18 protein-coding genes, 1 tRNA gene, 1 other RNA gene, 2 pseudogenes and 2 riboswitches are annotated in these 23,143 nt (G+C 69.3%); of the genes and pseudogenes, 16 read left to right on the top strand and 6 right to left on the bottom strand.

Features of this window, described 5'->3' with window-relative positions:
- The first annotated feature begins 6 nt into the window (after window positions 1-6).
- Both FSYMDG_RS03020 and FSYMDG_RS03015 read left to right on the top strand, forming a co-directional pair.
- Window positions 7-951, top strand: a complete 945-nt coding sequence (locus FSYMDG_RS03020) for a pseudouridine-5'-phosphate glycosidase (protein WP_013872126.1) — start codon at window positions 7-9, stop codon at window positions 949-951.
- Between the two features lie 93 nt (window positions 952-1,044).
- Complete coding sequence (locus tag FSYMDG_RS03015; protein WP_013872125.1) at window positions 1,045-3,225, top strand: MMPL family transporter; 2,181 nt, start codon at window positions 1,045-1,047, stop codon at window positions 3,223-3,225.
- 56 nt (window positions 3,226-3,281) lie between these two features.
- Here FSYMDG_RS03015 and FSYMDG_RS03010 read toward each other — a convergent pair whose 3' ends face one another.
- The 4 genes from FSYMDG_RS03010 to FSYMDG_RS27860 form a co-directional block, all read right to left on the bottom strand.
- Window positions 3,282-4,400: an SMODS domain-containing nucleotidyltransferase gene (locus FSYMDG_RS03010; protein ID WP_013872124.1), complete on the bottom strand. Its 1,119-nt coding sequence runs from the start codon at window positions 4,398-4,400 to the stop codon at window positions 3,282-3,284.
- A gap of 298 nt (window positions 4,401-4,698) precedes the next feature.
- A complete protein-coding gene (locus FSYMDG_RS03005) occupies window positions 4,699-5,211 on the bottom strand; it encodes a GNAT family N-acetyltransferase (RefSeq protein ID WP_013872123.1) in 513 nt (170 codons plus the stop codon).
- Window positions 5,204-6,271 (bottom strand): NAD-dependent epimerase/dehydratase family protein, encoded by a 1,068-nt coding sequence (locus FSYMDG_RS03000; protein WP_043604617.1) that lies wholly within the window; start codon window positions 6,269-6,271, stop codon window positions 5,204-5,206. The genes FSYMDG_RS03005 and FSYMDG_RS03000 overlap by 8 nt, the downstream gene beginning before the upstream one ends.
- Window positions 6,272-6,585: 314 nt before the next feature.
- Window positions 6,586-7,623, bottom strand: a complete 1,038-nt coding sequence (locus tag FSYMDG_RS27860) for a CAP domain-containing protein (RefSeq protein ID WP_237702959.1) — start codon at window positions 7,621-7,623, stop codon at window positions 6,586-6,588.
- A gap of 952 nt (window positions 7,624-8,575) precedes the next feature.
- On the opposite strand from FSYMDG_RS27860, the gene fbaA reads away from it, so the two are divergent.
- The 10 genes and pseudogenes from fbaA (at window position 8,576) to FSYMDG_RS02950 (ending at window position 18,432) form a co-directional block, all read left to right on the top strand.
- Entirely contained in the window at window positions 8,576-9,613 is a 1,038-nt protein-coding gene (fbaA, locus tag FSYMDG_RS02990) for a class II fructose-bisphosphate aldolase (RefSeq protein WP_013872119.1), read from the top strand.
- A gap of 579 nt (window positions 9,614-10,192) precedes the next feature.
- Window positions 10,193-10,341: riboswitch (cyclic di-AMP (ydaO/yuaA leader) on the top strand.
- 6 nt (window positions 10,342-10,347) lie between these two features.
- Window positions 10,348-11,049 carry a transglycosylase family protein gene (locus FSYMDG_RS02985; protein ID WP_013872118.1) on the top strand — a complete coding sequence of 234 codons (702 nt, stop codon included), beginning with the start codon at window positions 10,348-10,350 and terminating at the stop codon, window positions 11,047-11,049.
- A gap of 559 nt (window positions 11,050-11,608) precedes the next feature.
- Window positions 11,609-11,774, top strand: a riboswitch (cyclic di-AMP (ydaO/yuaA leader).
- A gap of 5 nt (window positions 11,775-11,779) precedes the next feature.
- On the top strand, window positions 11,780-12,520 hold the full coding sequence (locus FSYMDG_RS02980; RefSeq protein ID WP_013872117.1) for a transglycosylase family protein: 741 nt from the start codon (window positions 11,780-11,782) through the stop codon (window positions 12,518-12,520).
- Window positions 12,521-12,765: 245 nt separating this feature from the next.
- Window positions 12,766-13,200, top strand: a complete 435-nt coding sequence (locus FSYMDG_RS02975) for a DUF3151 domain-containing protein (protein ID WP_013872116.1) — start codon at window positions 12,766-12,768, stop codon at window positions 13,198-13,200.
- Window positions 13,201-13,326: 126 nt separating this feature from the next.
- Entirely contained in the window at window positions 13,327-14,934 is a 1,608-nt protein-coding gene (locus tag FSYMDG_RS02970; protein WP_013872115.1) for an ATP-binding protein, read from the top strand.
- Window positions 14,935-15,086: 152 nt separating this feature from the next.
- Window positions 15,087-15,968: a hypothetical protein gene (locus FSYMDG_RS02965; RefSeq protein ID WP_043602849.1), complete on the top strand. Its 882-nt coding sequence runs from the start codon at window positions 15,087-15,089 to the stop codon at window positions 15,966-15,968.
- A 416-nt stretch (window positions 15,969-16,384) separates the two neighbouring features.
- The gene (locus FSYMDG_RS02960; protein WP_165001377.1) at window positions 16,385-16,750 is read left to right on the top strand and encodes a DUF6247 family protein; all 366 of its coding nucleotides are present in this window, start codon (window positions 16,385-16,387) and stop codon (window positions 16,748-16,750) included.
- The gene (locus FSYMDG_RS02955; RefSeq protein WP_013872113.1) at window positions 16,701-16,943 is read left to right on the top strand and encodes a hypothetical protein; all 243 of its coding nucleotides are present in this window, start codon (window positions 16,701-16,703) and stop codon (window positions 16,941-16,943) included. Before FSYMDG_RS02960 ends, FSYMDG_RS02955 begins: the two co-directional genes overlap by 50 nt.
- 251 nt (window positions 16,944-17,194) lie before the next feature.
- Complete coding sequence (locus FSYMDG_RS25715; protein ID WP_157490964.1) at window positions 17,195-17,353, top strand: hypothetical protein; 159 nt, start codon at window positions 17,195-17,197, stop codon at window positions 17,351-17,353.
- Window positions 17,354-17,416: 63 nt separating this feature from the next.
- Window positions 17,417-18,432, top strand: a pseudogene (locus FSYMDG_RS02950) (tyrosine-type recombinase/integrase).
- A gap of 80 nt (window positions 18,433-18,512) precedes the next feature.
- On the opposite strand, the gene FSYMDG_RS02945 reads toward FSYMDG_RS02950, so the two are convergent.
- Together FSYMDG_RS02945 and FSYMDG_RS23890 are read right to left on the bottom strand one after the other, a co-directional pair.
- Window positions 18,513-18,597: transfer RNA gene (locus tag FSYMDG_RS02945), tRNA-Ser, on the bottom strand.
- Window positions 18,598-18,725: 128 nt separating this feature from the next.
- Window positions 18,726-19,082 (bottom strand): annotated as a pseudogene (locus FSYMDG_RS23890) (TOBE domain-containing protein); the annotation flags it as partial.
- Between the two features lie 189 nt (window positions 19,083-19,271).
- Here FSYMDG_RS23890 and ffs point away from each other — a divergent pair.
- From ffs to FSYMDG_RS02925, 4 genes are all read left to right on the top strand, one after another.
- Window positions 19,272-19,368, top strand: an RNA gene (gene ffs / locus FSYMDG_RS23620) — signal recognition particle sRNA small type.
- 59 nt (window positions 19,369-19,427) lie between these two features.
- Window positions 19,428-22,250 carry a DNA polymerase III subunit gamma and tau gene (locus tag FSYMDG_RS02935; protein WP_013872112.1) on the top strand — a complete coding sequence of 941 codons (2,823 nt, stop codon included), beginning with the start codon at window positions 19,428-19,430 and terminating at the stop codon, window positions 22,248-22,250.
- A 148-nt stretch (window positions 22,251-22,398) separates the two neighbouring features.
- Window positions 22,399-22,713, top strand: a complete 315-nt coding sequence (locus FSYMDG_RS02930) for a hypothetical protein (protein ID WP_013872111.1) — start codon at window positions 22,399-22,401, stop codon at window positions 22,711-22,713.
- Window positions 22,713-23,090 (top strand): hypothetical protein, encoded by a 378-nt coding sequence (locus FSYMDG_RS02925; protein WP_013872110.1) that lies wholly within the window; start codon window positions 22,713-22,715, stop codon window positions 23,088-23,090. Before FSYMDG_RS02930 ends, FSYMDG_RS02925 begins: the two co-directional genes overlap by 1 nt.
- Window positions 23,091-23,143: the final 53 nt, after the last annotated feature.

Genomic DNA, 23,143 nt, shown 5'->3' with positions numbered 1-23,143 from the left:
TTGGTCGTGCTGAAGCTGGTGATTGCCGACGAGGTGCGGGCGGCGGTGGAGACGGGGCGGCCCGTGGTCGCCCTGGAGTCAACGCTGATCGCGCACGGCCTGCCCCGCCCCCGCAATCTGGAAGTGGCGGCCGACCTGGAAACCCTGCTCCGCGACCGCGGGGTGACGCCGGCGACCATAGCGGTGATCGACGGGATACCCACCATCGGCTTGGACGCCATCGAGCTCACCAGAATCGCGAACACCCCGAACGTGGCGAAACTGTCGGTACGGGATCTGCCGGTCGCCTCCGCGTTGGGCCGCACCGGGGCGACCACGGTCGCGTCCACGTCCCTGCTCGCCGCCCGCGCCGGTATCAGCGTGTTCGCCACCGGCGGGCTCGGTGGGGTGCACCGCGGCTGGGCCGACAGCGCCGACGAGTCCGCCGACCTCGTCACTCTCGCAGGCACGCCGATAACCGTGGTCTGTGCGGGGGTGAAGTCGATCCTGGACGTCGGCGCGACCCTCGAACGGCTGGAAACCCTCGGTGTGCCGCTGCTCGGCTGGCGGACGAACACCTTCCCGGGCTTCTACCTGTCCCGGACCGAGTTCACCGTGGACTGGCGGGTGGGTGCCGCCGCCGACGTCGCGACCGTCATGGCGGACGCGCGGGCACTGGGCCTGCGCGCGGCCGTGGTCGTCGCCAACCCGGTGCCGGAGGCGGACCAGCTCGACCAGGAGCTGCACGACCGGGTCCTGGACGAGGCGTTGACGCAGGCGGCCCGCCGGGGGCTGCGGGGGAAGGCCGTCACCCCGTTCCTGCTGGCGACGTTCCACCGCGAGACGGCCGGCGCCAGCCTGGAGACCAACATCGCCGTGGTCCGTAACAACGTCACCGTCGCCGCCGACATCGCCGTTGCCTGGTCCGCCCACCCGACCGGCCCGGACCAGACATCCCCGGACCAGACATAAAGGCGCCGGAGGCCCCTGAGCAGCCGTACCGCTTTCGTGTCAGGCCTCCTACCTGCGACGATCGATTGTCGTGGACAGCGCGGAGGGGGTCCGGTGGGCAGGATCTGGCAGGCCGTGGCATGGTCGGCGGGGCCGCGTCTGAAATGGGCGCTTCTCCTTGGCTGGATCGTCATCGTGGCTGTCGCCAGCCCACTCGCGTTCAGGCTGTCCGACGCGCAGCGGAACGACGCCTCGTCCTTTCTGCCCTCGCGCGCCGAGTCCACCAGGCTGTTCGAGGCCCAGAAACTCCTGCCGGGCGGGGACTCCGTACCGGCGATTGTCGTCTTCTCTCGTGACCCTGAGCTGATACCTACCGACCGGAAAGTGGTCGAGGACGTCGGCCGCCGGATCGGTGAGTTCTCCGAGCGCCCGGTCAGCATGCCCATTTCCTCACCACGGGGAAATACCCTGCTACTTGCCGTCAGTATCGCCCAGAGCGCCGACGTCGTGGTGTTCACCGACAAGGTCGAGGAAATCCGGCGGATTGCCCGGGACGCGGCACCGCCGGGGCTCCAGACGTCACTGACCGGGCCGGCCGGGCTGGTGACGGACACCTTCGAGGTGTTCAGCGGAGTGGAGACCAGGCTGCTGTTCGTCACCGCGGGAGTCGTGGCGGTCATTCTTCTGCTCGTCTATCGGAGCCCCATCCTGTGGCTGATTCCGCTACTGACGGTCGCTATCGCCGACCAGACCGCCACTGCTCTGGTCTATCTCGCGGCCGAGCACGCGGGGCTGACCGTCAACGGGCAGAGCGCGGGCATTCTGCGGGTGCTCGTCTTCGGCGCCGGCACCGACTACGCGCTGCTTCTCATCGCCCGCTACCGCGAGGAGCTGACCCGTCACGCAGATGCGCACGCGGCGATGCGGGTCGCGATCCACCGGGCCGGACCGGCGATCGTCGCCTCAGCCGCCACGGTCATCATCAGCATGCTCTGCCTGCTGCTGGGCGAACTGAACTCCAACCGTGGCCTCGGCCCGGTCAGCGCGATCGGTATCGCCGTGGCGCTGGTGACCATGATGACGCTGCTGCCGGCGGCGCTGGTCGTGTGCGGACGGAGGCTGTTCTGGCCGTTCATCCCCAGCTACGGCGCGCGGACGCGGGAGGAGTCCGGGGCCTGGTCACGGGTCGGTGCGACGATTGCCGCCCGGCCGCGCACGATCTGGATCGCCGCCGTCCTGGTGCTGGCCGGGCTCGCACTCGCGACCACACATCTGAACACCGGCCTGCGTCAGGACCAGGGATTCACCAGACCGATGGACTCGGTCACCGGTCAGGAAATCGTGCAACACAGCTTTCCGGCCGGTACCACCGCACCGACATACATTGTCGCGAACGCCACCAGGGCGGACGAGGTACACGCGGCCATCGCGAAAAATCCCGCGGTCGCGACCGTCGTGGAAAGCGACCGCGGCGCGGGGCTGGTGCAGTTCCTCGTCATTCTTTCACAGCCGCCGGACACGAAGGCGTCCTTCGACACGATCAGACAGCTTCGGGACACCGTTCACGCGATACCGGCGGCGGACGCGCTGGTAGGCGGGAACACGGCGGTGAACCTGGACGTACGCACCGCCTCCGTGCACGACCGGAAGGTCGTCATTCCGGCCGTACTGGCGATCGTGGTCGTGATTCTCGGGCTGCTGCTGCGGTCGGTGGTGACCCCGCTGCTCCTGATCGCGACGGTGGTGCTGTCCTTCCTTGCCGCGCTCGGCGCGAGCGCGCTGGCCTACGACTGGCTGTTCGACTTCGCCGGAGCCGATCCCGCCCTGCCACTGTTGGGCTTCATCTTCCTGGTGGCGCTGGGCATCGACTACAACATCTTCCTCATGACAAGGGTCCGGGAAGAAGCCGGGAGAATCGGCACGCGGCCGGGGGTACGCCACGGCCTGGCCGTCACCGGCGGCGTCATCACCTCCGCCGGGGTCGTGCTCGCGGCCACGTTCTCGGCGCTGTTCATCCTCCCGCTCGTGCAGCTCGCGGAAGTCGGCTTCCTGGTGGCCTTCGGCGTCCTGCTCGACACGCTGGTGGTGCGTTCTGTTCTCGTCCCCGCGCTCGCCATCGACATCGGCCCGAAAATCTGGTGGCCCAGCCGGCTTGCGAAGCTGCCACCGGACCAGCCCACGACGGCGACCGACGTCGCCGTCCGAGAAGCGGACAGCGGAGCGGCCGCCGTCGGAACTCTTTATGGAGCCGCCGGCCGTACGAACACAATGCTCACACAGCCCTCGGACGAGTAGTTTTTTACGAGACTTTTCGGATGGGCGACCGCTACCCAGCCAAAGCCGCCGGCTGGTCAGCCGAAGGTCGGGAACTCCGGGCCGAAGATCAGACGCCAGAGGTTGACCGCCTCCTCGTGCCGGCCGACCTGCTCCGCCTCGACCGCCTCGTCGGCACGGGCACGGGCGAAGGCCACCGGCTCCCGCAGCGCGTCGACGTCCTGCGGCTGCAGGTAGGTCGACAGGTCGCCGCCGACCTCCGCGGGGTCGTAGGCGGCGAATCCCCTGCTCTCGATGTGCCGGAAGACCGCCGCCAGCCCCTGCCGGGTGTTCAGCCCACGATTGATCAGAATCTTGCCGGCGAGCGCCTCCAGATGGAAGGAGCGCAGCCGGCTGCCGTAGACCCGGTTCCAGGCCTTGAGCAGCCGCACGGCCGACGCGACCCGGGGGCCGGCGTCCGCCATCCAGCTGGCATGCCGCTCCGGGCGGGTCGGCAGCCAGCCGCCGACACAGTCCGGCATGACGTAGCCCGCCCGCGGATGGTCGAAGGCGGGCACCAGGTGGACGTCCGGCGCGCAGTTGTAGACGACGCGCATCGCCTGGCCGCGACTACCGATCATCTGGATGCGGTCGCCGCCGATCGCGTTACGGACGCGGAGCAGCAGATCGCGGGAGTCCCAGCGGAAGCGCTTCCAGGCGCTGTTGGCCGCGCTGAAGACCACGATGATGTCGACCTCGTCCACCGGGCGGATCATCGTGTCGCGGCCCGCGGAGCCGATGGTCGCCACTCCGACGAGTGGCAGCGCGCACCGCGGCGGGAAGATCGTCCGCAGGGCCTGCTCGGCGTCGTTGCGGCGGGCGTCGATGACCGCGCGGTCGTCGGCATTGAGCCGGATCAGGTCGTCGAGCTTGGCAAAGGCACGGGCCGTGGTACCGACCAACAGGGGGCTGGTCATGCCACCGGTGATCGGCCCAGTGATCGGCCCAGTGATCGGGCCCGTCGGCGGGTTCAGCGGGCTGACGGCAGGATCGCCCGCGAACAGCGGGTTGTGCGCTCCGGGGCCGGACTCCTCCGAGCGGCGCCAGTGCGGCGGAATGATCAAATGGTCGTAGGTGACCTCCGAGGCACGCTGCCCGGGCAGTGATCCGTCCAGGGTTCCTGCGAACGCGGCTTCGCGTTGAGTTTCCACGCTCACTCTGAGAACCTCCCCAGCGCCTGCGCGCCAGCCGTACGCCCCCCATCCAGGACACGCGCGGCCGGTCAGCCGACACGGAGTTGCGAAGTGAGCGGCCAGCCTTACCACCCGATTCGCGACATCGCATCTTATGGTGCCGCATCCTGTCGGGCGGTGAACACCGGGGCCAGATCGGTCGCGTTACGTGACGAAAACGGCCGGATCAGGCAGCAGCTACCAGGCCCGGCAAAAGCGGGCCGGAGCAGGGACAACACAAAAAACGATCAGTATTACAACACAATGATCAGAACAATAATGATCAGAATGGCGGCGGGCGATACCAGACCCGCCAGCCGTCGGGCAGGATGACGCTGGTGGGCACGAACGCGGTCGCGACGGCCAGCCGCTCGCTCGTCCGGTCGCCCAGGCGCAACCGGGCCTCAACCACGATCGGGCCGCGGAACTCAAGCCAGCCGGCCAACGCCCGCAACACCTCGGTGGCATAGCCGTGACGCCGGTAGGGCCGCCCGATGGACACCGACACCAGCGCGCGCCGGCCGAACGCGTCCACCGCCAGCAGCCCGATGGCCGCCGAGTCGTCACCACGGATCGTCCAGGTCATCACACCACGGCCGGCGCTGGCCCGGCGGCGCAGCGCGCGGCGTAACGCCTCGGTGGGATCACCGGTGACGTCGACGGCGATCCCCTGCACCTTGTGCAGATGGGTGCCCACCAGCAGCGGCCCGAGTTCCTCGGCGACGAACCCGGCGTTCCAGACGGTCAGCGGAAGCGCAAGCAGACGCAGGGTCGTCAGGGTCGGCGCATCAGCCACGGCGGGCGGGCTCCGCGACGCCGAGCAGTCCCCGTTCCCGCAGCAGCGCCTCGGTGCGGGCCATCCCCTCGTCCAGGCCGACGCGCGGCTGCCAGCCCGTCAGCTCTCGGATTCTGGCGATCGAGTAGGTTCCCGTACGGGTCAGTTCGGCCAGCGTCAGCGGGCCGAGATCCACATAGCCGCGGGGATGCAGCCGCGAGGTCACCCGGCCGGACAGCCAGCCGCGTTCGGCCAGCAGCCGGTCGGTGGCGTCGAGCGCGCGTACCAGCGCCGCCGGCACCTGTCCCGGCAGGGGCACGCCGGCCATCCGCGCGTACCGGCCGAAGAAGTCCGACGCAGTGATCGGCTCGCCGCCGGTGACGTGCAGGATCTCACCGGCGGTCCGCTCGGCACCGGCGACGGTGGCGACGGCCGTGGTCAGATCGTCGACGTGGATCGGGCTCAACAGCCCACGGCCACCGTCCACCAGGGCGAAACGCCCCGCCCGCAGCAGCAGCAGCGGCCACAGCGTCCACCGGCCGGCCCGTGGGCCGTAGGCGTCGCCGACCCGCAGCACCGTCACCGGCAGCCCCCGGGCGGACGCGGCGAGCGCCGCCCGTTCGGCCGCGGCGAGCGTGTCCGGGCGCGTCAGGCCGGTGGCCGTGACCGGCGCGCTCTCGTCCACCAGATCCGGGAAGGAGTCGCCCAGCACGCTCACACAGGAGAGGTGCACGACGCGGCCGACATCGGCGCGCTCACAGGCGTCCAGCAGTCCGGCGGTGCCCCCGACCGTCACCGAGTGTAGCTCACTGTCGGTGAGCGGTGCCAGACGTCGGCGCACGCCGGCGCGCACCGCACCCAGCTCCCCACCGCCACCCGTGCCGACGGCCGCCGCGTGCACGACAAGATCGGCACCGACCAGCAGCTTGTCCAGATCCGCCGGCCGGGTGACGTCCGCCACGACAATACCCGGGCCACGACGGACATCGACCGGTATGACGTGGTAACCGCGTCGGCGCAGCTCGTGCGCGACCGCGTCCCCGATGAATCCGCCGGCGCCAGTAACGACCGCGCGAGCCACGTCCCCCCTCATCGCTTTCCTGACAGCTCTGGAAGAGCCAACATCATAGGCGTCGCATCCCGTCACGTTCCGCTGTCAATACGTCGTTCGAGCGGCTCGACATCGACCCGACGTGACCGGAAGGCCAGACTAACCGGTGATGACGGTCACAGCCGTCACGGCCCACGCCTGGATGCCACGAGCACGACCGTCCGGGAGCGGAGCGCGACAACCGCTGGAGCACCCCGAGCGCATCCGGACGGACCAGATCGGCCAACACCCGTCGGACACGGCCAGCACCCGTCAGGCACCGGCCAGGACCTGTCAGGCACGGCCTACGGCGTCCCGAAATCCTGCGTCCAGTAGGTGCCGTAGCGGCCTCCGGTGGCATAGCCCACACCGATCTGCTTCAACGAACAGTTCAGGATGTTCGCGCGGTGCCCGGCGCTGTTCATCCAGCCCCGCACCACTTCCGCGGGTGTGCGCTGGCCCGCGGCGATGTTCTCCGCCGCGGCGGAGAACTCGTACCCGGCCTTCGTTATGCGCTGGAAGGGCGTCCGGCCGTCCAGGCTGTCGTGGCTGAAGTAGTCGTGGGCGGACATGTCAGCGCTGTGCGCCTGCGCGGCCGTGATCAGCCGGCGATCCGTCGTGAGCGCCGCGCAGCCCACTCTCGCCCGCTCGGCGTTCGTGAGCGCGATCACTTCGGACACCTCGCCCAGAAGCCGGTCGGACGGCGCACTCGTCACCGGCGTGACCGGGAGTGCCGGGGACGATACCCGTGCCACCAGGGCCGGCGCGGCCGATGTCGCCGGTGGTGGCGTGGCCGGGGTCGCCGGCGTCACCGGGGCCGGGACGGCCGGCAGGTCGGCCGTGGGCTGCGGCTGGGCGGGCACCTGGGTGGCGGTCAGCCGCGGCGGCGTGTTGACGATCCGTAGCTGGCTCGCGCGTATCGAGGGGGTCCGGGACGGATGGAACACGATCTCGGCCAGTGTGTAGGCGCCGTCGGGCAGCAGCCGGGTGTCCACGGTGGCCTCGTACGGGGCTGTGGGCGCCATCTGAACGTTCGTCGTGGGCCCTCGCAGGACGAACGCCACCCAGGTCCGGGTGTCCGCGGAAGCGGTGGCGCGCAGCCGCACGATGCCGCTGACGGTGCCGCGGTCGGTTGTCGGCTGCGCCGTCGACCGGGCGGCGAGCGCGAGCACGGCCGTCGACGACGCCAGTGCCGGGGCAACGACGACCGACCCGTCCGTACCGGCTGGCGCGGCGAATCGTGTCAGGAGCAGCACGGCTGTTCCGAGAACGCCGAGGACGACCGCCGGTACAACAGCAGGCCACCTCCGGCGAGCACGGTCGTACCCGCGATGTCGATCCATGGAACCTTCCGTCCGGTCGGCCCCCCGCGCGTGTCCCCCTCCGCCGGCCCATGGATCCGGGCCTACCGGACCGAACCATCGGCCACCAAGATCACTATCGTGTCGCCGTCGGTCGTCCAGCCGGCGCTCACAATAGCGAATAGCAGGCAGAACGGGCCATCGGGGGCTGGGCGCGCGCCCACCGCCGCGCCGGTGAACGGCCCGACGGCCATCTCTTCGCCCGCTCCGGCGGGCGACACCGGACGGTTCGGTCGCGTCACGCGCCCAGCCGCGACGGGGAGCGCGTTTCGGGCACGGCGGGAGCAATGCGGCAGGGCATCGCGACAGGGACATGTGGCGGGTACACGTGGCGGGGCATCCCGGTAGGGCATGGCGGGGCATAAGGCCCGTGGTCGGGAACAAACCGGGCCACGGCCACGGGCCGGAGTACCAAAGTGCTGATAGAAGGCACCGCCCAGGTCGTACGGACGGCTCTCGACGCATTCGCACGGGGCGCGGCCGGGTGCTTCCCGGTAACATAACCAGGCATGGCACCGGAAATCGCGATCGACGATACCCCGGCCGCCAGGGTGTGTCTGCCGGGCACGGGTCGACGCGGGCCGCAGCCACGAGATCCACGCGATCGAGGATCTGCTGGATGCGCTCCCGCGCGGTGAGCGACGCGCCCGCGCCCGGGCCGACCGCGGGCAACCCCGGCGGCGAGCGGGACGATGCCACCGGGTAGCCGAAAACCAACGGATGACACCACTCTCGACGAGGCCGAGAGTGAGGACGACGGCATGGTGCACCAAGCCCGGCAGACCATCCGTACTCACCCGTTGCGGCCGTCCTACCGGACGGGGAGTGTTCGTCATACCCTTCGCGCAACTTCCCGGCACGGCACACGTCCGAATCGGTAAAATATCACCGAACCGGGCACGCCGCGCCCCGACTGTCCACAGGAGCCAGACCGATGCCCATTGCCACCCCAGATATCTACGCCCAGATGCTCGACCGGGCCAAGACGGAGGCATTCGCCTACCCCGCGATCAACGTCACGTCGAGTGAAACCCTGAATGCCGCGCTGAAGGGCTTCGCGGACGCCGGGAGCGACGGTATCGTACAGATTTCCACCGGCGGGGCCGAATTTCTCTCCGGTACCAGGGTGAAGAACATGGTGCTCGGCGCGCAGGCCCTGGCCGAGTTCGCCCACCATGTCGCCAAGGCGTATCCGGTCAACATCGCGCTGCACACCGACCACTGTCCTGCCGGCAAGCTCGACACCTACCTGCGCCCGCTGGTCGCGATCTCCAAGGAGCGAGTGCTCAGGGAGGGCCGCGAGCCGCTGTTCCAGTCCCACATGTGGGACGGCTCCGCGGTCGAGATCGAGGAGAACCTCAAAATCGCCGACGCGCTGCTGGCGGACACGGCCCAGGCGAAAATCGTCCTGGAGGTGGAGATCGGTGTCGTCGGCGGCGAGGAGGACGGCATCGTCGGCGCGATCGACGAGAAACTGTACAGCACGCCCGAGGACATGTGGCGGACTGTCGAGGTCCTCGGCGCCGGGGAACGGGGCCGCTACCTGGTCGCGGCAACCTTCGGAAACGTGCACGGGGTATACAAGCCGGGCAATGTGAAACTCCGTCCGAGCATCCTGCGTGATGGGCAGCAGTATGTCGCGCAGAAGCTCGGGCTGCCAGCCGACGCCAAACCCCTCGACCTGGTCTTCCACGGTGGGAGCGGTTCCGACCTGTCCGAGATCCGTGAAGCGGTCGATTACGGCGTGATCAAGATGAATGTGGACACCGACACCCAGTACGCGTTCACCCGGCCGGTCGTCGATCACGTCTTCCGGAACTACGACGGTGTCCTGAAGGTGGACGGCGAGGTCGGCGTGAAGAAGCACTACGATCCGCGCAGCTACGGCAAGGCGGCCGAAGTCGGCATGGCCGCCCGCGTCGTGAAGGCGTGTGAGGACCTGCGTTCCGCGGGACGCTCCCTCGCCAACTGACCCCGCTCGGACGGGACGGCTCCACAACACGCTCGCCAGACCGGGCTTCGTCGTCCGGCTGGCGAGCGTTCGCGTGTGGGCGTCAGTCCCCGGGCATCGGGTGACCGCCAGCCGTCACCCGTCAGCGGTCATTCCGCATATGGCGCGGGTTCCGGAAAGGTCGCACCATCGTCGGATCACGGGTACGGTACACACCGTCCTGCCGTTCTATGCGTCTTCGGCGAAATCAACGGTGTTCCGCGCCGCGTGCGCCCGGCCGGCCGGGCCCGGCCTTTGGCCCGGAGCACGCGGACCGCCGGCTCGCACACGGGTTCCTACCCGGATAATCCGGTTCCGATCGTCACCGCCACGACGGGATACCGAGTTTTCCCGGCAATAAAAGTACGATGAAAGCAATAAGCGCGCGCACCCGCGCGCTACCATCCGCTCCCGAGCCCCGGCAAGAGCTGTCGGCCCGATGTGCGCATCCTCACGAAGCGGATTCCCCGCTTGTTCGGCGCCCAGCAATTGTTGTTATGGTCTGCGCCGTGCTCGCGATACAGCGAACACACGTCGGGCGGCACGCCGAATCCTGCCCTCGTCCGACGAAAACCCAAACTTGTGGCAGGAACGGGGGACCCACTTCTGGGCGCCGATATCGGGCGTCCTCGGGGTGAAGCCGCAAATGCGGCCGGGCAGTCCCAGCCCGAACCCGACAGCTCACTTCGCAGGCGTGGGGAAGGGCATAAACCAATATGTCCAGTGCACGTTCCCGAAATCGACATCACGAAACCGGCCGAACCCGGCTGGGCGCTCGGGCGCTGGTGGTCGCTCCCGCCCTGGCCGCGGCGGTCAGCGGAAGCATCGTGATGTCACAACCCGCCAGCGCCGCCACCACCTGGGCGCAGCTACGCCAGTGCGAATCCGGAGGGAACTACAGCACCAGTACCGGCAACGGTTACTACGGTGCCTACCAGTTCTCGCTGAGCACCTGGCAGAGCCTCGGCTACACCGGGCTGCCCAGCAGCGCCTCGCCCGCCACCCAGGACGAGGCCGCGCTGAGACTGGCCAACCGGTCCGGCTTCGGCCAGTGGCCGGTCTGCGGCCAGGGGATGGGCGCCGACCAGCTGGCGGCAGGCGCCAGTTCGTCCGGGGCCAGTTCGTCCGGCAGCGGCTCGGTGAGCGCGGGTGGGTCGACCGGGACCCAGCGCTGGGTGGTGAGTCAGAGCGCGCAGCGTCTCGCGGACAACACGCTGTTCACCACCGGGCTGATCTACCAGGTGCGCTCGGACGTACGAGCCTGGCAGCGCCAGATGAACAGGCTCGGCTACCGGATCAAGATCGACGGCCGCTACGGCCCCCAGTCCGCCTTCGCCGCCGTCCTCTTGCAGGGCTCGCGGGGCCTGCAGGAGGACGGCATCTGCGGCCCACGGACCAGGGCCGCCACCTTCGGCTGAACAACCGACTGAACAGCCGACTGAACAACCCGGCAGTCGAACGCCCCTCGGCGGCCAGCACCGCCCACCGGCGGCCCGCACGGCCCGAAAACAGGCGGCTCACCCGTGGCTGGACATCCGACGGATCGGGCTGGAGCACCACGGACAGCACAGCCATGATCTCTTCTCGTGTCAGGCCTCCGGCCGCATCCGGGAGAACCCCGGATCCGGCCGGCCTGGGAGCCGATCCGGCGGGGTCGGGAACCGACCCGGACGATCCTGCTCCCCGGCGTGCTCCAGAAGTGACAACAAGCACATTATCGATACGCAAGAAGCTTTACCCGTCACCATAAGTCACAGAATCCGGAGAAGGTGACCCCGCAGCGAAGCGGAGTCACACCGTCAGGTACGGTGACACATTCACGGTGCCTAGCCCATTCGGGTGATAACGGTCACGTGGGTGTAGTTCATCCGACACCCCGATTTGCTTCGATAGAACCAGACTCGCTAGAGTTCTCCCACTCGCCGGATCGGTGAGGCCGCCCGGACGGACGCCGAGTCCTGTCCCCGTTCGGTACGGCCCGAGCTACCGCGGAGCCACAAGGACAGGATCGGGGGAACCACCATCCGGACGTCCTCTCACGGAGTCCTTGGGGTAAAGCCGGCAGCGTCCCTCGGCGCCGCCGGCCGGGCTTGATTCCCGCCCGCACCCGACAGCTCACCTCGTAGGCGACGGGAAGGACCGACCCACATGCCGTCTGGTGGCAGGCACCGCGCCCCGCAACCTCCCTCCACCGTCATGAAGGTTCTGCGTACCACCGGTGCCGTAACGGCACTCGTGAGCAGCGGCCTGGCCGTCACGGCCGCACCCGCGAGTGCGGCGACCTCTGACGACTTCGCCAAACTCCGCCAGTGCGAGTCCGGTGGCAACTACCGGATCAACACCGGCAACGGCTACTATGGCGCCTACCAGTTCGACGCCAAGACCTGGCACAGCCTGGGCTACTCCGGTCTGCCCAGCGACGCACCGCCGGCGCTCCAGGACGAGGCCGCCTACAAGCTCTACAACGCCCGCGGCTGCTCCCCATGGCCGTCCTGCTCGGCCCAGCTGGGTCTGACCCGCAACGGCCCGGCACCGTCGTCGTCCAGCAGCACCGCCGCCTCCGCTCCCAGCAGCCCGATACAGCGCGCGATCACTCCGGTGCAGCCGGCGATGACGCTGGAACGCGCCAAGTCCCTGTTGAACTCGGAGGACTTCACCGGGACGGCGCTGTCCACCGCGCTGGCCGGCGAGGTCCGCCCCGACGCCTACGTCTGGCAGAGCGAGATGCGCCAGAAGAAGTTCATCCTCCAGGTGGACGGACGCTTCGGACAGGAGTCCCAGGGCCTGGCATCGCTCTACTCGTATCTGACCCGGGTGGACGACGGCAGCACCGGTGTGGTCGGCAAGAACCTCTGGGACGTCACGGTCACCAACCCGACCGTCCTGTAACATACCAGGCGCACCTTTCGCGCCATTTTGTGGCTTGAAATTCTGCGGCTTGAAATTTTGCGGCCAAAGGTTACGGAACGCTCAACGCTGTTCCTTTGCCGCCGGGTCGCGGCCGGATGACCTACCCGCCGCGCGCCCCGATCAGGTGATGGACCTGCCGGCTCACCCCCCTCCCGGCGGGTCCATCATCTGACGAACTCTCCCGGCTGGACGCGCCGCCGATCGGATCCGGCAGGATGAACCCCATGACAACCTCGCCCGGACGACCGGATCTGCTCGGTGGCCCACCGCCGACCAAACTCACCATCGATCCCGCCGCGGCGCGGGCGCTGGGCGCCGGCGAGGATCCGGAGACCGTCGCCGGCCACTTTCCCGACTCCAGCCTCGCCTGGGCAACCCTGGCCGAACGCTCCCTCGACGCCGGCAGCCCGGTGACCAGCTACGCCTATGCCCGGACGGGATACCATCGCGGTCTCGATCAGCTACGCCACGCGGGCTGGCGCGGGCACGGGCCGATTCCGTGGTCCCACGAGCCCAACCAGGGCTTCCTGCGGGCGCTCGCGGCACTGGCCCGCGCGGCCACCGCGATCGGCGAGACCGAGGAAGCGACCCGCTGCCGCGACTTCCTCGCCGACAGCGACCCTCAGGCGGCCGACGCCCTGGGCCTCAAGACCATCTGAGCCACGCGTGGGCGCCGCCTCACCGCTGCCTCACCAGCGTGGGGACACCCACGTCCGCCGGCAGCCTACTGACATCCGATGTAAGTTACGGTCGACGTAAGTTACAGGCGATGTAAGTAGAGGCGGATGGCGTTCGTCAATCGCACCGAAGAGCTTGCCGCGCTGGAACGCTGGTGGGCCTCGACCGACCCGCGGCCGGCGGTGGTCTGGGGACGGCGCAGAGTCGGCAAGACCGCCCTGCTGCACCGCTTCGCCGCCGGACGGCGGTCGGTCTTCCACACCGGCGCCGGCCGCGCCGCCCCGGGTGAGCTGGCGCAACTGTCCCGCCAGGTCGCCGACAGCCTCCCCGGACGGTTCCGGGACCTGCTCGCACGCCCGTACACCGACTGGGACGACGCACTCGACGACCTGGCCGCGGCGGCGGAACACGAGCCGCTCCTCGTCGTCCTGGACGAGTTTCCGGAGATCGTCGCCACCTCACCGGACCTGCCAGGCGTGCTGCGGGCCTTCCTCGACCGCGCCGCGGGCAGGACCAGGCTGCGGCTGCTGCTGTGCGGGTCGGCGGTGCGGCACATGACCGCGCTCCAGGAACAGCGGGCACCGCTCTACGGCCGGTTCGACCTGTCGCTGTCGCTGCATCCGTTCCGCCCGCACGAGGCCGCGCTGATGCTGCCCGGGCTCACCCCGGCCGACCGGGCGTTCGTGTACGGGCTGGTCGGCGGAGTACCGCTCTACCTGTCGTGGTGGGATCAGGACGCGGACGTCACCGACAACCTGCTGCGGCTGGCCTGCCAGCCCGGCGCGTCCCTGCTCACCGAGGGGCAACTCGTGCTGGCGACCGAGGTGGAACACAGCGAACATCCAGCGGCGGTGCTGCACGCCATAGCCTCGGGCCGCACGCAGTACAACGAGATCAAGAATCACATCCGGGCCGAGCCGGCACGCACCCTGGACCGGCTCGTCGAACTGCGCCTCGTCGAACGCGTCATGCCGGTGACCGACACCGCGCGCAGCCGACGCCGTGTCTACCGGATCGCCGACAACTTCCTCGCCTTCTATCTCGGCACGCTTTCCCGCTTCCGCCCCGAGATCGACCGCGGCCTCGGGGAGGCGCTGCTGCCCGTACTGCTCGAAAGCCTCGACGATCATTTCGGCTCGCCATGGGAGGAGGCGTTCCGGGAGCATCTGCGACGGCTGGCCGTCGCGGGCTCGCTGGGGCCGGGCATCGTCGCGGTCGGGCCCTACTGGGGCGCCGCGGCCGGGACGAGATCGACGCGGTCGTACTCGCCGGCCGGGACCGGCATCCCGTGCTGGCCGGCGAGGCGAAGTGGACGCGAAGCGTCGACGGCCGACGGCTGGCCGCCGGCCTACAGGAGAAGATCCGCGCCCTGCGGCCCGGCGGGCCCACGGCGAATCCGCGAGAGGACGGCACCGGGCCACGCAACGGTGGCGGCCAGCGGGAAGCGGACCCTCCCGGATCGATCCGCCTCGCTGTCTGCGCCCGTGAGGAGATCCGGAACCCGCCACCCGAAACCCTCACCGTCACAGCCAGCGACATCTTCTCCCCGCCCTGACGCTGCCGGGTTCCGGGGCCAGTCCGTTGTCGGCGGGTCGGCAGGTCTGCAGGGACGCTGGAGCGCGTGGCGGGCACCATCCCGATCCACGAAGTCCGCAAACCGCCTCGGATGGGCCGGCGTTTCCAGGATTTCCTGGGCGGCACGACAAACGGTGTGAATCCAGGGTTGTGGCCGCGGCACCGCATTCATATCGTTCGGCAGCCGCAGCCGCCGGAACAGCGGACGGAACAGTAGCCTTGTTGTTTGCTGATACCGGTTTCAGTACGGACAAGGCCCGGTATACGCGGATCCGGTGCATACCGTGCTTCCATGCCCTCTGCCGAACACGAATCCCCGGTCGCCCTGACCAAGCTCGACCCGGACCTGATGGCCTGGCTGTTGGCCACCGTGTTCAACGTCAAAATGCCCGATTACCACCACGCTCGCACCGAGGCCACCGACGTCCGCGTCATGGTCCCGCGCACCTACCACGCCGACGGCATCGTGCTGTTCTGCGATCCGGTGGACCGGCCGCTGCTGGCGGCCGTGCTGGAGGTCCAGCGTGGCCGGGACCTCGCGAAACAGCGAACCTGGAAGCTGTACGTGGCCCAACTGGAGGCCGAGCTGGACGTCGACACGGCGCTCGTGGTCTTCTGCCCCGACTCGGCGACAGCCCGCTGGTACCGGCGCCTGCTCCCCTCGGACGGGCCGAGCGGCCTGCTGCTCCGGCCGCTGATCTTTACGCCGGGTGACGTGCCGCTGGTGGTGGACGTGGAGCTGGCCCGGGCGAACCCGGCACTGGCGGTACTCTCCGCGCTCTGCCACGGCGGTGGCGCCGAGGTGGACGCCGCGTTCCCGGCGTTGTTGGAAGCGTTGCGTTCCGTAGGCCCGCAGAAAGAGATCTTGTACTATGACGTCGTACTGGCCGGGCTGCCCGAAGCGGCCCGGGCCCGCTGGGAGGCTTTCATGACCACCACCGCCGATCACGAGTACCGCAGTGAACTGCTCCGCAGCACCGCCGCTCAGGGGAAGGCTGAGGGGAAGGCACAGGGGAAGGGAGAAGACATCCTGACCGTGCTCGACACGCGCGGCGTGCCGGTGCCCGATGCGGTGCGCGAGAAGATCCTGGCCTCCACCGACCTGGCCCAACTGGACGTCTGGCTGCGCCGCGCGGTCACCGCGGCCACCGCCGCCGACGTCATCGACGAGTAGCGCACCCGAACGATCTATCCCACCTGCCCGGTGCCGGCGGCCCAGTCCTCGGCGAAGGTCTCTGTCTGGGCGATGACGAGGTCGATTGCCTCCCGCGCCGCGTCTGGCGGGTGACCATACCCGTGTGCATCACGCAGCCAGCATCGCCTGCCCACGGCGGATCCGCGCGACGATGACAATCGGCGGGAGGCGGGCGATCCAGGACAGATTCGCCTTGCCGTCTGTGCCCGAGAGACGATCAGAAACCCGCCAACCGGAGCCCGCACCATCACAGTCGCCAACATCTTCTCCTCGCGGTAACGGCCGGCGGGCGGCAACTGTTCTGTTGACCTGCCTTGTCGACGAGAACAGCGGATCACACGGGCGACCACTTCTCCTCCCCGTTGCTCCACCGACGGGGTGGAACAATGGATCGCATGGCCGACACCATCCCGATCTACGGGGTCCGCAACCGCGTTGAGAAGAACGGGCCCGCGATCCGCGATGCGCTCCGTCCAGACGATCGCGACATGTTCGTGGCGGAACTGCGGATCGCGCTGGCAGAGGCGGACAACACCCTCAACCTCGACCCGGTGAGCGCAGTGATCGACAAGTGGTGGGGGCAGGCGGTGCTCACCGCCAACCCAGAGATCGAAGCCGGCGCTCTCGCGGACCGTCGACGCGTAGCGGCCGGGGACCCCACCGTGCTCGGAGCGACCACCTCATACCCAGCCGGGGATCCGGAGGTGACCAATGGCCAGATACACGATCCGCTGGGTCACCTACGCCGAGCAACAGCGTGACACGCTACCCTCCGAGAGCCGTCATGATCTTGAAGCGCTCCTGAACCGGCTGATCAACGACCCGCGCCGTCAGGGCACCTACGACAAGCGCACCGAACTGTGGCGGACGGTCTTCGGGTACGGGCTGCTGACATACAGCATCGAAGACCGATGGGTCACCATCACCGTACTCCGAGCCACCTGGATCGGTTAAAACACTGATCAAGCAGCGTGAATCCCATTCACAACCATCCGCACAGGCCATGATCGGTGCGAGTTTGTCGTCGGGTACGCTTTTTGGCCATAAAAGCATGCACAACAACAAACTCACACTGATCTCCGCCGATGGTCGGACGTCCATCGACACGTATCGTCGTTCGCGAGGATACGTATGGTTACCTGCCGGCGCTTTAGGGCGTACTGGCCGGGCTGCCCGAAGCGGCCCGGGCCCGCTGGGAGGCTTTCATGACCACCACCGTCGATTACGAGTACCACAGCGAACTGTTCCGCAACATCGCCGCCCAGACGGATAGGGAGGCGATCCTGACCGTGCTCGACGTGCGCGGCGTGCCGGCGCGCGAGAAGATCATGACCTGCACCGACCTGGCCCAGTTGAACCTCTGACTGCGTCGCGCGGCCACCGCGACCGCCGCCGACGTCATCCACGAATAGCGCACCCGAGCAAGCATCCAACCACCCAGCGGATACGCCGCGCCGTCAGTGGGTGAGAACACGATCGCCGGCTACCGGGTCGCGGTGCGCGTCCACCTGATCCCGGGCCTGGGCGCGCATCGTCTGGAACGGCTCGAACCGGAGCACATCGAGGCGCTGTACCAACGGATGCAGAAAGCGGGGAAGTCCGCAGGCACGGCGCACCAAGCGCACCGGACGTTGCGTGCGGCACTGAACGAAGCGGTGCGCCGGGGGCACCTGGGCCGTAACTCCGCCGCACTGGCCCGCGCCCCCGGCTTGCCGAGTCGGATGAGGAGGTGGAGCCATACTCGGTGAGTAAGGTTCAGCGTCTACTGACCGAGGCCGCGCGTCGGCGCAACAGTGCCCGGTGGGCGATCGCGCTCGCACTGGGTCTGCGGCAGGGGGAGGCGTTGGGCCTGAAGTGGCCGGATGTGGACCTTGACGCGGGCCTGCTGCGGATCCGGCGAGGTCGGTTGCGTCCGAAGTACGAACACGGCTGTGGGGCCACGTGTGGGCGCAAGGCTGGGTACTGCCCGGACCGGGTGCAGGTCCGGCCGGATACCAAGGACGTGAAGTCCCGGGCCGGCCGGAGGGTCATCGGTCTACCCGACCCGCCGGTCAGGATCTTGCGGCACCACCGGGAGGTGCAGGACAAGGAGCGGGTAGAGGCCGCCCAATTGTGGCGGGAGGCCGGATGGGTGTTCGCGACGCCGACCGGTGGCCCGCTCAACCCGAACACCGACTACCAGGAGTGGAAGGAGCTGTTGCAGGCTGCGGGCCTGCGGGATGCCCGGTTGCACGACGCCCGGCACACCGCGGCCACGGTGTTGCTGCTGCTCGGCGTCCCTGACCGAGTGGTGATGGGGATCATGGGATGGTCGTCGGAGAGCATGCGGCGGCGTTATCAGCACCTGACCGACCCAATTCTTCGGGATGTCGCCACCCGTCTGGGCCTGCTGCCGTGGGAGGAGCCACCGGGGCCGGCGGACAGGTCCGAAGAGGGCAACTGAGACCGGAAATGAGACCGGATGATCCAATACCGGGTCGGTCGGGGATGGCCGACCCGGCGGAATCGCCTGGTACCAAAGGGCGGAGGATGCGAGATTCGAACTCGCGAGGGGTTGCCCCCAACACGCTTTCCAAGCGTGCGCCCTAGGCCACTAGGCGAATCCTCCGTCGACCACACTATCGGATCCGAGGGACGATCGAGGCAGCGGGCCGGGTGATCCACCGCTGGCCAGGGCGCGGCGATGGAGATCTCCGTGGATTTGACCAGGACGGTGACCTCGGAGCCCGCCGCGAGGCCGAGCTCGCCGACGGCCGCCTTGGTTATCGCGGAGGTGATCGTTTCCCCTCCTTCAATAACGATCTTCACAACGGCCATCGCCCCGCCCTGGTCGATCGCGGTGATCGTGCCGGGGATCTGGTTGCGGATGCTCAGGCCGGACACCTCGCCCACGGCCAGGGACACCTCGGTCGCCTTGACCAGGATCTGGACCTGTGCGCCACTGGCGATGCCAAGCTCCCGGACCGCCTCGGTGGTCACCGCGGTGACCACTTCCCGCCCGGCGGCGAGACGGATCTTCACGGCGCTGATCGCCTCACCGGAAGTGATCTCAGTCACAGTGCCGGAGAGCTGGTTGCGAATACTGATGCTCATGCTCGACCTCACCGAGTTTCCTGCGTGTCGTGGGCGATCGGGTGCCGCTACCTTCGCACGGGACGCACTCGTGCCGTCGTGACGCTGAGTGGTATGGAACAGTTTGCCGGGGCGCACCGTGCGGACAATGGTCACCGCTGGCAGGTGCCCCCGCCGCGAAGATCCTCCCGGCAGGCCATAGACTGTCGGACAGACCCCTCGTGCGGCGTCACCCTCGTGAAACCCCCCAGGGCCGGAAGGCAGCAAGGGTAAGCAGGCTCTGGCGGGTGTGCGGGGGGTCGCCCTTCGTTACGGGGTCTTCTTCGTCACGAGGTCGCGGTCCTGGGTTACGACGAGGTAGGTCCAGTGAGCGGTGCGCTGTACAACCGATACCGTCCGGCGACCTTCGCCCAGGTCGTCGGCCAGGAGCATGTCACCGGCGCGCTCATGCAGGCGCTGCGCACCACCCGCATCCACCACGCCTACCTGTTCAGTGGGCCGCGCGGCTGTGGCAAGACGTCGTCCGCGCGCATCCTCGCCGCCTCCCTGAACTGCGTGGACGGCCCGACGCCGCAACCGTGCGGGGTCTGTGACCAGTGCGTGTCGATCCGCGCTGGGGTCAGCATGGACGTCACCGAGATCGACGCCGCCTCTCACGGCCTCGTCGACGATGCCCGTGACCTGCGGGAACGCGCGTTCTTCGCGCCCGCCTCGGCGCGTTTCAAGGTGTTCGTCGTGGACGAGGCGCACATGGTCACCGCGGCGGCCTTCAACGCCCTGCTCAAGGTCGTCGAGGAGCCCCCGCCGTATCTGAAGTTCGTGTTCGCGACCACCGAGCCGGACAAGGTCATCGCCACCATCCGGTCCCGGACGCACCACTACGCGTTCCGGCTGGTCCCGCCCGGCGTGCTGCGCGATCATCTGACGTCGATCTGCGCGCAGGAGGGCGTGGACGTCGACCCGACCGTGTTACCGCTGGTCGTGCGGGCCGGCGCCGGGTCGGTCCGGGACTCACTGTCCGTCCTCGACCAACTGCTCGCAGGTGCCGGCCCGGACGGTCTGGGCTACGAGCGGGCGGTCGCGCTGCTCGGCCTGACCGACGGCGTCCTGCTGGACGAGGCGGTCGACGCCCTGGCCGCGCATGACGGCGCCAGCGCCTTCACCGTCATCGACAAGGTCGTCTCCTCCGGGCACGACCCACGCCGCTTCGCCATGGACCTGCTCGAACGCCTGCGGGATCTGATCGTGCTCGCGGCCGTCCCGGACGCCCCCGCCAAGGGGCTGCTGGAGACCTACTCGGCCGACCAGCTCGAACGGATGCGTGACCAGTGCACGCGGATGGGCCAGGCCGAGCTCTCCCACGCCGCCGGCGTCGTGCACACCGGCCTGGTCGAGATGCGCGGCACGACCAGCCCGCGGCTGCTGCTCGAACTGACACTGGCGCGCGCACTGCTGCCCGCCGCGAGCTCCGATCCGTCGGCACTGCTGGTCCGCATCGAACGGCTGGAACGTCAGGGGGTGGCACCCGGTGCCGCCACCGCCCCGCCCGCGGGCGCCACGGGCGTCGCGAGTACGGCCCCCGGCACGCAACCGGCCGTCCTTCCAGGTCCGGCCACCGCCGCGGGCGCGGTTGCCGCGGCAGGCCCAAACGTCGCGGCGGGTGCGGTTCCCACGGGCCCGGCTGCCGCTGTGGGCGCGGTTGCCGCTGTGGGCGCGGTTGCCGCTGTGGCGGCTCCGGGCGTCCCGACGGCAGCTCCGGCCGCCGCCGGACCGGCATCCAGAACAGCTCCGGCCAACGTGGCGGGTCCTGGGTCTGGGGGAACGGTTCCCGGCGCGGCGGCCGCGCCGGGAACCGGCGCGCCGATCCGAGCCCCGCAGCGGCCTGCCGCGACTGCCGCGGCGCCGGCTCCCGGTCCGGCTGGCTGGGCTCCCGCGGCCGAGGTGCCGCCACCAGCCGACGTCCGTCCTGGCTCTTTCGCTCCCGTTCCTCCCGCGGCTCCGCCGGACGGGCCAAGCGGGCCGGGCGGGCCGGGCGGCGGAACCGACGTCGGCCGGCTGCGCGCGGTCTGGGGCGACGTGCTGCGCGCAACCCGGTCACGCAAAGCCACCACACATGCCCTGCTGCAGGAGTACGCATCGGTCGCGGACGTCCGCCGCGACGAGGTCGTCCTGGCCTTCTCAGCGCCACCGATCGCCCGGATGTTCGGCCAGGGCAGCAACGTGGACGTCCTGTGCGCCGCGCTGACCGAGGTCGTCGGCGGCACCTGGCGGGTCACCATCGCCGCGGGCGGCGGGCCGTCAGGCGGGCCGCCCGGAGGTGCGGGGCCCTCTGGCGACGCCGGCCCGTCGGGCGGCTTCGGGGGATCCGGCGGCTGGCCGGGCGCCGCGAACCCGGGCGCGGGGCCGCCCACCGGCGGCCCCTCCGTCCCGCCAACGGCCTTCGGTTCGTCGACAGCTTTCAGTTCGTCGACAGCCTTCGGCGCGTCGACGACGTCTGCTCCACCGGCGACGTCTGTCTCACCGACGACGTCCGGTGCTGTGGGCCATCACGCCGCCGCACCGCCGACGACGCCACGAGGCCAGGCGGCATCCGCCGACTGGCCGGCCGTCCGGCCCGTGGGCGACCCATCGGCATCCACGGCCCCGGACACGGTCTCAGGGGCGGTCCCGCAGCAGGCGCCACGGGTGTGGACAGCTCCGCAACCGGCTCCGAACGCCGTCGCATCGCCATCGCCCGAAAAACAGCATCGGCGCAGCGCCTCGCCCACTCCCATGGCTGTTCACGACGACACGAACGAGCCACACACGCCACCGGCAGGCCTGTCGCCAGCGGGTTCGCCACCGCCGGGGATCTCGGCGGCGGCAGGTCCGGCGACGGGTCCCGCGACGGCCCCGGTGGGTCCGGCAACGCCATCGGCTACCTCGGCGACCGGTCCGGAGACCGACGACGCGGTCGACGACGAATGGTTCCCCGCCGACGACCCGTCCGGGCCCGCTGGTGCCTCGCCGGAAAGCCGAAGCCAGCACGACGTGTCTTCCGCGCCCGGGATGTCGTCCCCCGCGTCGGCGAAGCCGGCCTGGGGAGGACAGGAAACCTCGGCCGCCGAACCGCTGTCGGGCGAGGACGCCGCAATGGCCCTGCTACGAACCGGCCTCGGCGCCACGATCATCGAACAGCCCGCAAGGTGACACCCACCGGCCCCGGGTCGAATCCAACCGGCTCACACCATACGATCACTCGCGAATGATGTCAAACCGTACGATATCGCTCACGGTGCGACACAAAGACCTCAACCAAGGAGTTACCACGATCGTAGGAGGGGATTAGCATATCCATATGAGTGTCAAACAGCGGCTCTCAGCCTCCGTGGACGCCGAGTTGCTGGCCGTGGCCCAGGAGGCGGTCGCACAGGGCCATGCGGAGAGCGTGAGCACCTGGGTGAACGACGCCCTGCGCCTGAAAGCCGACCATGACCGTCGGCTGCGGGCCCTCGACGACTTCCTCGCCGCCTACGAGGCCGAACATGGTGAGATCACCGAGCAGGAAATGCGTGATGCCGCCCGGCAGGCTCGTTCCCGAGCGGTCGTGGTGCGCGGCGCACCAGGCACGGATGCCCCTCCTTCACCTGGCCGTGATCGGGGAGCCGCCTGATGCTCGTGCTGGACGCCGGGGCGTTCCTCGCGGTCGAACGCGGTGACCGGAGCGTGGTGGCCCTGGTCAAGCGGGAACGCCTGGCAGGTCGCCCGCCGGTCACGCATGGAGGTGTGGTCGCCCAGGTCTGGCGGGGTGGGCGGGGACGGCAGGCCGGGGTCGCCCACCTGCTCGCCGGCGTCACCGTCACACCGCTCACCGACGCTCTGGGGCGCCGGGCGGGCATGCTGCTGGCCCGCAGCGGCCAGTCGGACGCGATCGACGCGGCCGTGGTGTGCCTGGCGGCCGACGGAGACGACATCCTCACCTCCGACCCAGATGATCTTCATATGCTCGCCCAGGTCGCCAGTATCCACGTGGAACTCATCCCCGTGTAAGGAAGCCGGCGGCCACGATCCCCGCCGCTCGGGCAAAGAACCGGCAGGCCGCG

Source organism: Candidatus Protofrankia datiscae (assembly GCF_000177615.2).
GTDB classification, from domain to species: domain Bacteria; phylum Actinomycetota; class Actinomycetes; order Frankiales; family Frankiaceae; genus Protofrankia; species Protofrankia coriariae.
This window is presented reverse-complemented; position numbering and strand designations above follow the sequence as displayed.

What these genes read in the sequence shown, in the direction of transcription:
- FSYMDG_RS02965 (WP_043602849.1), top strand. Translation starts at nt 15,087, where the DNA reads ATGCCCTCTGCCGAACACGAATCCCCGGTCGCCCTGACCAAGCTCGAC.
- FSYMDG_RS02970 (WP_013872115.1), top strand. Translation starts at nt 13,327, where the DNA reads ATGGCGTTCGTCAATCGCACCGAAGAGCTTGCCGCGCTGGAACGCTGG.
- FSYMDG_RS25715 (WP_157490964.1), top strand. Translation starts at nt 17,195, where the DNA reads ATGACCACCACCGTCGATTACGAGTACCACAGCGAACTGTTCCGCAAC.
- FSYMDG_RS02930 (WP_013872111.1), top strand. Translation starts at nt 22,399, where the DNA reads ATGAGTGTCAAACAGCGGCTCTCAGCCTCCGTGGACGCCGAGTTGCTG.
- FSYMDG_RS02960 (WP_165001377.1), top strand. Translation starts at nt 16,385, where the DNA reads ATGGCCGACACCATCCCGATCTACGGGGTCCGCAACCGCGTTGAGAAG.
- FSYMDG_RS02980 (WP_013872117.1), top strand. Translation starts at nt 11,780, where the DNA reads ATGCCGTCTGGTGGCAGGCACCGCGCCCCGCAACCTCCCTCCACCGTC.
- FSYMDG_RS02985 (WP_013872118.1), top strand. Translation starts at nt 10,348, where the DNA reads ATGTCCAGTGCACGTTCCCGAAATCGACATCACGAAACCGGCCGAACC.
- FSYMDG_RS02925 (WP_013872110.1), top strand. Translation starts at nt 22,713, where the DNA reads ATGCTCGTGCTGGACGCCGGGGCGTTCCTCGCGGTCGAACGCGGTGAC.
- FSYMDG_RS02955 (WP_013872113.1), top strand. Translation starts at nt 16,701, where the DNA reads ATGGCCAGATACACGATCCGCTGGGTCACCTACGCCGAGCAACAGCGT.
- fbaA (WP_013872119.1), top strand. Translation starts at nt 8,576, where the DNA reads ATGCCCATTGCCACCCCAGATATCTACGCCCAGATGCTCGACCGGGCC.
- FSYMDG_RS27860 (WP_237702959.1), bottom strand. Translation starts at nt 7,623, where the DNA reads ATGGATCGACATCGCGGGTACGACCGTGCTCGCCGGAGGTGGCCTGCT.
- FSYMDG_RS02975 (WP_013872116.1), top strand. Translation starts at nt 12,766, where the DNA reads ATGACAACCTCGCCCGGACGACCGGATCTGCTCGGTGGCCCACCGCCG.